The 12,201-nt window shown below is 58.5% G+C and carries 11 protein-coding genes; 6 read left to right on the top strand and 5 right to left on the bottom strand.

The window, feature by feature from the left end; all coding sequences use genetic code 11:
* Window positions 1-553: 553 nt before the first annotated feature.
* Both LMS44_RS21750 and LMS44_RS21745 read right to left on the bottom strand, forming a co-directional pair.
* Window positions 554-817, bottom strand: coding sequence for a hypothetical protein (locus LMS44_RS21750; protein ID WP_278369147.1), 264 nt, complete (start codon window positions 815-817; stop codon window positions 554-556).
* Between the two features lie 172 nt (window positions 818-989).
* Window positions 990-3,164: a TonB-dependent receptor gene (locus LMS44_RS21745; RefSeq protein ID WP_278369149.1), complete on the bottom strand. Its 2,175-nt coding sequence runs from the start codon at window positions 3,162-3,164 to the stop codon at window positions 990-992.
* Window positions 3,165-3,411: 247 nt separating this feature from the next.
* Between LMS44_RS21745 and LMS44_RS21740 the strand changes: the two genes are divergently transcribed.
* On the top strand, window positions 3,412-4,269 hold the full coding sequence (locus tag LMS44_RS21740; RefSeq protein ID WP_278369151.1) for an ABC transporter substrate-binding protein: 858 nt from the start codon (window positions 3,412-3,414) through the stop codon (window positions 4,267-4,269).
* A 221-nt stretch (window positions 4,270-4,490) separates the two neighbouring features.
* Here LMS44_RS21740 and LMS44_RS21735 read toward each other — a convergent pair whose 3' ends face one another.
* Window positions 4,491-4,718, bottom strand: a complete 228-nt coding sequence (locus LMS44_RS21735; RefSeq protein WP_278369153.1) for a hypothetical protein — start codon at window positions 4,716-4,718, stop codon at window positions 4,491-4,493.
* A gap of 123 nt (window positions 4,719-4,841) precedes the next feature.
* Window positions 4,842-5,615, bottom strand: coding sequence for a UTRA domain-containing protein (locus LMS44_RS21730; RefSeq protein WP_278369154.1), 774 nt, complete (start codon window positions 5,613-5,615; stop codon window positions 4,842-4,844).
* A 269-nt stretch (window positions 5,616-5,884) separates the two neighbouring features.
* Between LMS44_RS21730 and LMS44_RS21725 the strand changes: the two genes are divergently transcribed.
* From LMS44_RS21725 to LMS44_RS21705, 5 genes are read left to right on the top strand one after another with little or no spacing between them, the layout of a single operon-like run.
* The gene (locus LMS44_RS21725; protein ID WP_278369155.1) at window positions 5,885-6,964 is read left to right on the top strand and encodes an ABC transporter substrate-binding protein; all 1,080 of its coding nucleotides are present in this window, start codon (window positions 5,885-5,887) and stop codon (window positions 6,962-6,964) included.
* 56 nt (window positions 6,965-7,020) lie between these two features.
* Window positions 7,021-7,845, top strand: coding sequence for an alkaline phosphatase family protein (locus tag LMS44_RS21720; protein WP_278369156.1), 825 nt, complete (start codon window positions 7,021-7,023; stop codon window positions 7,843-7,845).
* Complete coding sequence (locus LMS44_RS21715) at window positions 7,842-8,675, top strand: ABC transporter permease (protein WP_009286106.1); 834 nt, start codon at window positions 7,842-7,844, stop codon at window positions 8,673-8,675. Before LMS44_RS21720 ends, LMS44_RS21715 begins: the two co-directional genes overlap by 4 nt.
* The gene (locus LMS44_RS21710; RefSeq protein WP_009286105.1) at window positions 8,659-9,519 is read left to right on the top strand and encodes an ABC transporter permease; all 861 of its coding nucleotides are present in this window, start codon (window positions 8,659-8,661) and stop codon (window positions 9,517-9,519) included. Before LMS44_RS21715 ends, LMS44_RS21710 begins: the two co-directional genes overlap by 17 nt.
* A complete protein-coding gene (locus LMS44_RS21705; protein ID WP_051051804.1) occupies window positions 9,516-10,601 on the top strand; it encodes an ABC transporter ATP-binding protein in 1,086 nt (361 codons plus the stop codon). The genes LMS44_RS21710 and LMS44_RS21705 overlap by 4 nt, the downstream gene beginning before the upstream one ends.
* Before the next feature lie 86 nt (window positions 10,602-10,687).
* On the opposite strand, the gene LMS44_RS21700 is transcribed toward LMS44_RS21705, so the two are convergent.
* Window positions 10,688-12,193, bottom strand: a complete 1,506-nt coding sequence (locus LMS44_RS21700) for a tripartite tricarboxylate transporter permease (protein WP_009286104.1) — start codon at window positions 12,191-12,193, stop codon at window positions 10,688-10,690.
* Window positions 12,194-12,201: the final 8 nt, after the last annotated feature.

Below are 12,201 nucleotides of genomic sequence, written 5' to 3'. Positions count from 1 at the left end.
AGTCATCCAAAATTTTGCAAATGTGAAACAGCCATATCAAAAAATAACAGAGTATAATACTTCTCATCTTGTCATCGGATGAACGTGCCACTATATTCACCCGACAAATATCCCCTGCAAAATACACGAAAAAACATTGATAGGCATAATCACTTCCCCCCCATTAAGCTACATATACGAAATTTGCTCCCCTGCTGTATTTCTCGAAATGATAGCTTAGGGTTGTTTGCAGCCTCATTTTACATAGCTTTTTAGCTTTCGGGCACAGCCCAATTCCTACTGAAATTAGCCTAGCACAAGCTGCCGAAGTAGGATGAGGCTCGTAAGCTTTTCTTTTCAACGCTCCTTCGTGGCCTGCTGATTACGGCATACATTTTTCTAGCGTTGGCGCGACGCAGTCTTGATCAGATGGGAGCTGGGGAGCAAACACGAACCCCGCGTAAGCTCTTGAAAGCCAAAAGGCGAGGTCATGTACTTATGGCCATCACACTGTTAGCTGCCAATATGAGGGATGAGGGCGAGAGCAGGCTAAATGCTAGTTCAAGGACACTGCTTAAGCCGACATAAAATCGTTCCAGCGCCTTACCAAATAGTTATGCTCATCCATGACGGTATTCCACGCCGCTATACGGCTCATTCTTGTCTGGTAGTCTCCGCCGTCGCGGATTTCGCCTCGGTGAATCATGTCAGAGCTGCCATCAGGGCCCGGAAGGCTCTTGGCGGCAGGTTTGCCGTCATACCAAAAATCCCACTCTGCAGTGGATAGGTGAGGGCGGGTCAGTTCTGGGGTGGAAATGTAATAGCCTTGGCGGGCCATGACGGCGCCGGGCCATCCAGAGATCCATCAGTTGAGGTAGTCATAGGCAGCATCTAACGGGCGACTAATCGGTAATACATCAAATTAAGCAAGCCTAAGGTAAGCGTGCCGCAAACAGTGAGGGCGCTTCATAGGAAGCGCCCTCATGGTAACGGTAAAGAGGATGCGTTACTTAAAACTCGACGGTTGCCGAAAGCTTGAAGGTGCGCGGTTCGCCTTGAACCAGATAGTTCGCAAAGGACGTCGAGGCGCCTGACCAGTAATCTTCGTCGGTAACGTTGTCGATGCCTGCGCGCCAGATCCAATCAGCGCCACCGACCGGCGTGGTGTAGCGCAGGCCAAGATCGAGGCGTGTCCAGGAATCCAGCTTCAAGTCGTTGGCTACATCGGCGTACTGCGAGCCCGTGTGCAGGACGCGACCAGTGGCAGTGAGACGCTCGATGAAGGGCGTGTCCCATTCGCCGCCGAGCACAAAGCGATACTCAGGAACGCCCGTGGCGTCATTTCCTTCGTTGCCATCCTGTGTTTTGGTGAGTTCGGCATCTATCCAGGTCGCGCTGCTGAACAGACGCACTCCTGTCGTCGGCTCACCGTAGAGGCTTAGCTCCAGGCCGCGATTACGCTGCTCGTTATCAAGGTTGCCGACGCCATCGACGACCGCTGCAGAGGGTAGCTCGATCTGGAACAGGCTGATGCCACCGCCCAGGTTGCCGTAGTCGAACTTAGCGCCCACCTCGTGCTGCTCGGCATGGGCAATGCCCAAGTGCTGCCCAAAGTTCAGCGCTGTGGTATCGGTGACCGTGCCGCCATCCTGCAATGCTTCGACGTAGTTGGCGTAGAGCGAGATATTATCCGTGGTCTTGAACACCGCGCCGACAGCGGGGGTTACCCGACGATCGGCATAGCGATTGCTGCTATCGTCATTAGGACGTTCGTCGATCTCGAGTTCCTGATAGCGTGCGCCCAATGTCAGCAACAGTCGGTCATCGATGAATCCAAGTGTATCGCTCAGCGTGACCCCTTGGGAGCGTGTGCGCGTCACGCTACCCCCCACGAAAGGCGTGCCATCCGGGCGAGATAAATCGACAGGATCGTAGATGTTGGTCGTGCCTGCCGCGAGGAAACTCCAGTCCGTGTCGAACTTGCGATAGGCGCTAGAGTAGCCAACGGTGATGTCATGGCTAACCGGGCCGGTCAACACATACCCACGCAGCCCCGCCTGGCTGGCGACGTTGTCGATATGGTTGTTGGTCTCGAAGTCGTTGACACTGGCGTTACCCGCGTCATCGGTAAGGCTCGGAGTCGCCGACACGATGCCTTCGAGCGTGCGGTTCCCCCCCAAGGCCGCGAAAGCGGTCCAGGTGTTGGTGAGGTCATATTCACCCCTGACCATGCCGAAATTGGTTTCTAGCGCGGTTCCACCGAAAGAGGGGGTGTAGTTCAACGAGGAGTCCGGCGCAGTGGGCACCCGTGTGGCCGCGCCGGTTCTGACACTTGAACGGCCGCCATCCAGGGTGAACTTTTGATGACCGACATCGAACAATATCCTGCCTCGATCGCCACGGTAGTCGAGCCCAACGACAACAGAGGTATCGCGCTGGTTTTCGTCATCAATGGCGGTGTCACCACGGCCGCGCGTGGCACTTACCCGTGCTCCCCATTGCTTTTGGTCACCATAACGCTGGCTAGCATCGACGCCCACTTCGCCGTAGCCATCGGAGCGGTAGCCACTGGATAGATTGAGCATCGGGTCATCCCCCGCATGCTTGGGCTCGATGTTGATGGTGCCACCAATGCCGCCGCTCCCGCCGATGGGAATGCCCGACGTAAAGGCGCTGGCGCCTTTGAAGACTTCGACGCGCTCGGCAAGGTTGCTGTTGATGATTTGTCGTGGCAGCACACCGTAGAGGCCGCCATAAGCCACGTCGTCACCGGTCAGGTTAAAGCCGCGCACCTTGTACGCTTCACCATAGATGCCAAAGCCCAGCCCTACCGATACCGAGGCATCGTTCTGAAGCGTATCGCCCAGTGTCTGGGATTGTTGGTTCTCCATCAGCTCACTGGTATAACTGATAACGTTGAAAGGCACGTCCATCGTGTCCTTTTCACCGATCAGGCCCACTCGGCCACCCGCCGCGATTTGGCCACCGGAGAAGGCTGGAGGTGGCGTATCTCCATAGGTCGGTACGGAGCCCGTGACGGTGACGGTATCCAGGGATTGATTGTCAGCACTTGTCTGCGCCCAGGCGGTCGCGGGTGTGATACCCATCGCGATCAGCATCAGCGCGCGCAGAAGCCGTGCTTTACGGCGCTTAACCGCGGTGTTGGAGGTGTTCCCAAGAGACATAGTGTCGATCCTATCGTTTTTACAGCAGCGCCCAGCCGCCGCGTTTTTATGAAACCGATGTAAGAAAGCGGAGGCTTGGCTGTCGTGCCATGGTCGCCTTTCCGGCATGGCTTTATATGATAAACAAAATGAGATGTATTAACATATGCGGATGACATTTTTCCGTACTGCCTTGCAAAAAATCCGCATTGACGTCTCAATGTGATTCCTTTTTTCTGATGCTCTCGCTGCTATGTGCCACCGGTCGATGCTCTTTTTCTTGGCTCGCTGCTGTTTAACGGCCGCTTGCTTGCTGCCCTTGTCGAGTGCCCACGCGCAGTGGGCCACCATCAACTGGACCATTGCCGAAACGCTACTGGCCATTGACGCGCCGCTGAGAGGTACCGCTCAACAAAATGGCTACCATGAGTGGGTAGGGGAGCCCAGAATCCCCGACGGCGTTGCAGATCTTGGCCTGCGATCACAGCCCAACCTCGAACTCATGGCGCAATCGCCACCGACGCAAACGTTCATTTCGCCGATGTTCGCCAGTTTGACGGAGCGTCTGGAGAGAATTGCCCCGGTCACGTCGTTCTCCCCCTATTCACCCGGCACCCATACCTGGCAAGAGATACAAGCACTCACCCGTCAGCTAGGTGAGTTGACCGGCCACCGGCTGCAGGCAGCGCAGCTAATCAACGAAACACATGCGTTGATGGACACGCTTCGCCAACAGCGCCCCGATGCACCGCCGCTGCTGATGGTGCAATTCATGGATGCCCGCCATGTCAGGGTTTTTGGCGACAACAGTCTCTATAATGCCGTGCTTGAACGAATCAATTTGACCAATGCCTGGGATCGGCCTACCAACGCCTGGGGATTTTCACTCGTGGGTATCGAAGCGCTCTACGACTATCCTGAGGCCACGCTGGTCGTGGTCGAGCCGCTGCCCGCCGGGGTCGCAGAATCCCTGGCGAAGAGTGGTTTATGGCAACATTTACCCAGCGTTAAAAACGCCACGCTATTGCGTTTACCGCCGGTATGGAGTTTTGGCGCGCTACCTTCCGCTCAACGCTTTGCTCGGGAGCTGGTTTCTGCCCTGACGTCGCGCACCCCCCTTGAGTAAGCGTTTGAGCGCTTAACCCTATTTCCGAACAGGCTAGGTGCTATTTCATGCGTCAATGGCGCCGGTGGCGCTGTCATTTTGCAGGCTGACCATGCCTTTCCAGCGCTTTTCCAACAACCAACTCCAGCTCTCTTGGTGGATATCCAGCCTCTTGGGGAACATGGTGATATGCCCACTGGGGCGAGAACCGTGACCAAATCGCTCTGGATTTCGTTGGCACCTTAAAACGTTCTGCTGCTTTTGTTGTGCAGAATACTGCTCATTAATTTTTCCTGAAGCATATTTTGCGCACTAAACTGCTCATATTGGATATCTTGAGCACTATCCTGCGCATAGGTGGCGCTTGAAACTGACAGTACAGATTCATTTTGATAAGGCTTGGCACGATGCGGGTTAATTGTCGTTACCTGCCCACGAATATTGGACGCGAGATTCGTTGGCTTGCGCACTCTTGATACTCGGCTCAAGCGCTGGGGGCTGTTATGAAAAAACACGCGGCTGATGATCGTGAAGCGGCGTTGGTGACGCTGTTGAAACGCTTTTATGCGGGCGAGCTCACCGATGGGCAGTTGTTACGTGCCCTGCGGCGCCGCCGACACAGTGAGTTCAATCGCATCATGCCGCCAAAGCTCATCGTCGTAATCGATGGCTCGGCCATTCTGGTCGTAGTTGATGCGAGTGACGCGCTGAGCAGGCCCTCCTGAGGCCGCGCGCAGTGCCTCAGCCGCACGACAATGCAGCACCGTGGAGCAGAGCTCGAAGCTGACACGGCTGATGCGTATGCCGTAGTGGCTGCGATAGAGCTCGGTGAGCGAGCAGGTCACGAGGTCGTGCTCGAGGATCCCGGGGAAGCAGTCCGCGCGCAGGTAGTGTTCGACATACAGCACGGGGCGCCCATCGATACGGCGTGCCCGGATGATGTGGAAAACCGGTGCTCCTTCCAGGATGCCCAGGCGGGCCGCGACCTTGGGTTGGGCGGGGCACTGGGTGGCTTTGAGTACCTCGGTTTCCGGGCAGCGCTGCTGGGACGCTACCATTTCCTTGAACGGCAGAGAGGCGAGTAAGTCGTAGCGAAGACGAGGCGGGGAGACGAACCAGCCGCGGCGGCTCTCCCGATAGATGCGACCTTCGGCCTCCAGTTGCATTAACGCCTCACGCAGTGTGATGCGTGTGGTTGAGAAGCGCTCCATCATCTGTCGTTCGGAGGGTAGGCGCCCAGTGGCAGAGGGGGCCTCCTCGGCCAGCATGCCCAGTAGCGCCTGCTGAAGGCGGCTGGTCGGTGGTGTCAGACAGGGTGAAGCGTTATCCGCGCTAAATGGCGTGGCGTGTGGCAGCGTAGTGGTCAAAGGAAGCTCGCTTCTGGTCTAGTTCAGGCTACGTAAGTTCGTACGCAGTCGTCTGCAGGTTATTTTAGCGAAGGTATCATGTCAGAGCGATGACATGTCTGAGCTATAACCGCTATTTTCAGCAGCAATTGCCGCTATTGTAAGGACATGTGAATGTCATTCAAGCGACATGCCTTTGTCATTTCCACCCCCTAGTATGCCTTTTGTCAGCCGTTACTGAACTAGACCAGATGGCGGCATCACCCTGACTAACCGAATGAGGCCATACTGTGAATCCGACACGCTCGTCGCTGCTGCAACTGACGCTAACCGCCGCGCTCGGAACGGCGCTTCTCGCAAGCCCGGTCCAAGCGGATACCGACCTGTCCGAACTGATCGCCGCTGCCCAGGAGGAGGGGCGCGTCGACAGCGTCGGCATGCCGGACTCCTGGGCCAACTGGAAAGACACCTGGGCCGATTTGCACGAACAGTATGGTTTGGAGCACATGGATACCGACATGAGCTCCGCCGAGGAGATAGCCAAGTTCAAGGCCGAGGGTGAAAATGCCACCGTTGACATCGGTGACGTGGGCATTAGCTTTGGCCCCATCGCCGTGACAGAAGGGGTGACTCAGCCCTACAAGCCGACGACCTGGGAAGAGATTCCCGACTGGGCCAAGGATGAGGACGGCCACTGGGTGTTGGGCTATACCGGCACTATCGCCTTGATGATCAACAAGCAGCTAGTGCTGGAAGCGGAACGGCCGCGCACCTTTGCTGATTTGCTTGAGGGCGACTACAGCGTAGCGCTGGGCGCCGTAGGGCAAGCGGCTCAGGCTAACAGCGCTGTGCTCGCCGCCGCCTATGCCAACGGTGGTGATGAAAATAACCTGCTGCCAGGGCTGGAGCTATTTGCCGAGCTGGCCCGCCAGGGGCGGTTGTCACTGGCGGATCCCAGCATAGCCAACCTCGAGAAGGGGGAGGTCGAGGTTGCGCTGATGTGGGACTTCAACGCTCTGAACTACCGTGATCAGATCAACCGTGATGCCTTCGATGTGGTCATTCCTGGCGATGCCTCGGTGACTTCTGGCTACGCCACCATCATCAACAAGCACGCCCCGCATCCTAACGCGGCCAAGCTGGCTCGCGAGTTCATCCTCTCTGACGAAGGGCAGTTCAACCTGGCGGAGGGATATGCCCGCCCGATTCGCGCCGAGCACCTGACCCTCCCCGACGAGATCGCCGCCAAACTGCTGCCCAATGAGCAGTACGCCAATGCCCGTGCGGTAGAGGATTTCGACGCCTGGGAAATGAGCGCACGGCAGTTGCCGAGCCAGTGGCAGTCCCAGGTGCTGATCCATCAGCAGTAACCGCCTCCTCTTTCCGACTAACTGCCGTCTCCTCAGGAGGCGGCAAGGAGCCTGTGATGTCTCAGCGCGTCATTCTCGTAGTGCTCGATGGCCTTAACCATGCCGTGGGGCGGCACGCTATGGGCCACCTGCATGCCCTCTGTGAAGCGGGCCGTGGCAGCTTCCACGCGCTTAACTGCGAGCTGCCAGCCATGTCCCGTCCCCTCTATGAGTGTTTGCTGACCGGCGACCGGCCTGTGGACTCTGGGGTGGTGCATAACCAAGTGGTACGCCGATCAACCGGCACCAGCCTATTCGATCTGGCGGTTCGTCAAGGGCGGCGTACTGCGGCAGCGGCCTATCACTGGGTCAGCGAGCTCTATCTTGAGGCTCCCTTCGTGCCTGCCCGCCACCGTTTCCACCAGAATGCGGAGAGCGCGATCCAGGTGGGCCTCTTCTACTGGCAGGATCACTACCCTGACGATCACCTGTTCAGCGACGCCGAAGCGCTGCGCCGGCTCAACGCCCCAGACTTTTTGCTGGTGCACAGCATGAATGTTGATGATGCCGGCCATCGCCATGGTGGTGAGTCGCCCCAGTACCGCAACGCCGCACGTCGCGCCGATAGCGCCCTGGCCGACTATTTGCCGCAGTGGCTGGCTGAGGGCTACCAGGTGATGGTGACCGCCGACCATGGTATGAACGCCGATGGTTCTCACTCGGGCCTGCTGGAGGAAGAGCGCCGGGTGCCACTGTGGCTATTTGGCGAGGCATTTGCTCATGCGCCGGTGGCATCGCTGCAGCAGCCAAGGCTGTGCGGTACCTTGGCCACCTTGCTGGGCCTGGAGCATGACAAACCCTATCACGCCGAGCTGCTGGTCGAGGGGAGGGCGGCGTCGTGAAGCGTCTACTGCCCGCCTGGCTATGGCTGGTACCCTTTGCGCTGGTATTCGTGGCCTTCCAACTGGCGCCGCTCGGCTGGATCGCCATCAGTGCCTTCCACGTCGAGGGCGCCTGGGGGCTCGGCCACTTCAGGGAAATCGCGGGTTCGACCTTCTTTCGTCAGGCCATTGGGCGCAGCCTGGAGATTTCACTGATTTCGAGCCTTCTGGGGCTGATCATCGCCACCCTGGCATGCCACAGCCTGACCCGCACCAGCGGTCCGCTGCGGCGCTGGATGATCGCCTTCACCAATATGACCAGCAACTTTGCCGGTGTACCGCTGGCCTTCGCGTTCATCATCCTGATGGGCGCCAACGGGGTGTTGACCATAGCCCTTCAGCGTGTGGGGCTGATCGACAGCTTCTCGCTCTATTCGCGCAACGGCCTGATCGTGATCTACACCTGGTTCCAGATTCCTTTGGGCATACTGCTGCTGTTTCCTGCCTTCGAAGGATTGCGGGCAGAGTGGCGGGACGCTGCCAGCCTGCTGGGCGCCGGGCGCATCGCCTACTGGCGCCATATCGGTCTGCCGATCCTCCGGCCGGCACTGGCGGGGACGCTGACGATTCTGATCGCCAACGCCATGGGCGCCTATGCCACCGTCTATGCGCTGGTCAATACCAGCTACAACCTCATGACTATCCGTATCGCCAATCTGGTCTCGGGGGATCTCTTCCTGCAGCCCAATCTGGCCAGTGCCCTGGCGCTGGTTCTGGTCGGGTTACTGGCAATGGTCACCCTGATTCAGCAGTGGATAGTGCGCAGGAGCCATTATGTCGTTGAACGCTGATCTCACCTTATCCCGGCCAGAGGAATCTCCACTGCCAATACGTCGCCTTGTCTGGCCGTCGCCCTATGCACTGGTGGTGTGGAGTGTGTTCACGCTACTGGCGCTGCCGCTGCTCGCCACCCTGGGTTATGCGTTGGCGTCCAGTTGGGGGGCCACCCTCCTGCCTGATGGGGTGACCCTGAAGTGGTTTGGGGAGCTATGGAGTACACCGCGCTTTCAGTGGGCCTTCACCCGCTCAATGCTGGTCACGGTAGGAGCGCTGGCGCTGAGTTTAGTGCTGGTGGTGCCGGTAGCGTTCCTGGCGCATACCCGCTACCCACGGCTGGATGCCTGGATGAGTGGCCTTATCCTGGTGCCCTTTGCAGTGCCTCCTGTGGTCTCCTCGGTAGGGCTGCTGCAACTCTACGCTGGCGGCCCGCTGCCACTGGTGGGCACCCCCTGGATACTGATGTTTACTTACGTGACGATCGCGCTGCCCTTCGTCTACCGGGCCATTGCCAACAGCCTGCGCACCATCGATGTAAGGTCACTGATGGAAGCCGCGCAACTGCTGGGGGCAACGCCCTTCAAGGCCTTCTTCCTGGTCATTCTTCCCAACATCCGCGTGGGGGTGCAGGTCGCCGTGTTCCTGTCCTTCTCCTTCCTGATTGGCGAGTTCGTCTTCGCCAACATGCTGGTAGGGACGCGCTTCGAGACCCTTCAGGTGTATCTCAACAATATGCGAGGCTCCAGCGGCCACTTCACCAGCGCATTGGTGATCACGCTCTTCCTGTTCACCCTGCTGCTAACCTGGTTGGGGAACCGTCAGGCCGGTCACGCCATTACCAAGGGGGCGAACCCATGACGACCCTAAGCGGTGCTCCAGTAGTCAATGACAGCCCCCTGGCCGCTGGCTATCTCCATCTCGAGGGGTTGGCCAAGCGTTTTGGCACTACCCAGGTGTTTTCTCACATCGATGCGGTGATCGCCAAGGGTGAGTTCGTCACGCTGCTGGGGCCCTCCGGTTGCGGAAAATCGACCCTGTTGCGATCTATTGCCGGGTTGAATCGGCTGGATGAGGGGCGAATCGTGGTGGATGGCGAAGAGATCACCGCACTTCCACCGCAGCAGCGTGGTGTTGGCATGGTCTTCCAGCATTATGCTCTGTTTCCCAACATGCGGGTGACCGACAACGTCGCCTTCGGCCTGCGTATGCAGAAGGTGCCGCATGAGGAACGCCGCCGCCGGGTGGATGAAGTACTGCGTCTGGTAGAGCTCAATGTGCATGCTGACAAGTTTCCCCACCAGCTCTCCGGCGGGCAGTGTCAACGCGTGGCTTTAGCAAGAGCGTTGGTGGTTGAGCCGCGTATCCTATTGATGGATGAGCCGCTCTCAGCGCTCGATGCCCGTATCCGCGGCCATCTACGTCAGCAGCTGCGCGATATCCAGCAGACATTAGGTTTGACGACCCTGTTTGTGACCCACGATCAGGAAGAGGCATTGGTGATGTCTGATCGTATCTTCCTGATGCATGACGGGCACATCCTGCAGCAGGGAAGCGCCGAAGAGCTCTATACGCGGCCCAGGGACTACCACGCGGCGGGCTTTATGGGGCACTACAACTTACTTTTCGGCGATCAGGCCCGTCCACTGTTAGGAGAGGGTTTCGACTCAGCACGCGTGGCGCTGCGGCCAGAGGCCCTTTACCTCCAGCCACTGGCAGACGGAGCGATGGGCGTGGAGCGACCGGCTCGCCCTGGCCCAGAGTGCCCCGGGGTCATACGCCGCTGCCAACTGCTCGGCAACATCGTGCGTTATTCGGTGGAGTGCGCCGGGGTGGCGCTCTGTGTCGATACGCTCAACCGCGGTAGCCGGCATCTGCTGACGGAAGGCAGCCAAGTAGGGGTAGTGGTGGATCTCGATGAGGTTCAGGCGTTCGTAGAGTGAGTAGGTGCCGTTCATCGATGTCCTTTATCCGTGGCGCTCTAAAGCATAGCTGCAGCAGGCGCACATCCTAAATTATTAACGAGGTACTATGCCGTCGACTCACTCTTCTTGCGGCGGGACAGTCGGGAAAAGAGTGGCGTAAGAATGACAAGAAGAATCATGGCAATAAGCACCTTCGACGTTGTATTCGCTGCCAAGGCTGTCCAATCGCCGCCACCAATACGCAGAGCCAGACGCAAGTTCTGCTCGGCGAAGCCACCGAGAATTAGGCCCAGCACGACTGGGGGCAATGGGAACTTCAGTTTGTCCATAAAGTAGCCGATAAAACCGAAGCCCAGCATCAAGTAAACGTCGAACATCCGGCCATTGATTGAGTAGACCCCCACTAGAACCAGGGTGATGATGAAAGCGCCAAGCAGTGGACGCGGCAGACGCAGAACCTGTGCAAAGCTGTTGGTGGCCAGGGCGCCGCCAAGTACGATCAGCAAGATGGCGGCGAACAGGAACTGCCACATGAAGCCGAACACAATGCCGGGGTTGTCACGGAAGAGCATCGGGCCAGGTTGCAGACCGTGGATCATCAGGCCACCGAGCATCACTGCAGCCACCGCGGTACCGGGGATGCCGAGCGTCAAGGCGGGAATCAGTGCTGAGGCGGTATCGGCGTTGTTGGCGGTCTCGGAGGCCGCTACGCCCTCGGGTTCGCCCTTGCCCCAGTCTTCGGGATTACTGGATGCGCGACGTGCTTCGTTGTAGCTGAGAAAAGCCGCCATTGATCCGCCAGCGCCTGGCAGGATGCCGACGAACACGCCGATCACCGAAGAGCGCAGCCAAGTCTTCCAGAATCTCAGCATGCTCGGAAAGGCTTTCCAGAGGCTCGTCGTATTGAGCTTTTTGGCCGTGGAGGTGTCGACATCCACGACTTCCTCCAGGAGGGCGATTGCCGGCGGTATGGCGTAGAGCCCGACGAGCAGCACCACGATGTTGATGCCGTCGAGTAACTCCAGGTGGCCGAAGGTGTAGCGGTCATATCCGGAGATAGAGTCTAGCCCGACCAGCGAGACAAAAACGCCGAAACAGGCGCTCAACAAGCCCTTGAGGACGTCTCCGCCGAGCAGGAAGACGATGGCCGAGAGGCCGAAGACGGCGACCCAGAAAACCTCGGAGGGGCCAAACAGCAGTGTTACCTTGGCCAGCGGCGGGGCCAATAGCATGAGCACGATAGCCGAGACGATGCCACCGATGGCGGATGACACCACTGAGACCTGAAGCGCATAGCCGCCCCTGCCTTGCTGGGCCATTGGGTAGCCGTCGAAGCTGGTGGCTACGGCGGCGGGGGTGCCGGGAATGCGCAGCAGCACCGCGGGAATAGCGCCACCGTACATGGCGCCGTTATAGATACCGGCCATCATGCCAAGTGCTACCAGTGGATCCATGCCGAAGGTGAAGGGAATCAGTACCGAGATTGCCATGGTGGCGCTGAGCCCGGGCAAGGCACCAATACAGATGCCTGTTATAACGCCGAGCACGACAGCGGCGAAATTGCCGAGAGACAGCACCGCTGGGAGTGCATCAATCAAACTTCCATACATGTGTCAGC

Origin of the sequence: Halomonas profundus (assembly GCF_020865425.1) — a bacterium.
GTDB classification, from domain to species: domain Bacteria; phylum Pseudomonadota; class Gammaproteobacteria; order Pseudomonadales; family Halomonadaceae; genus Vreelandella; species Vreelandella titanicae.
This window is presented reverse-complemented; position numbering and strand designations above follow the sequence as displayed.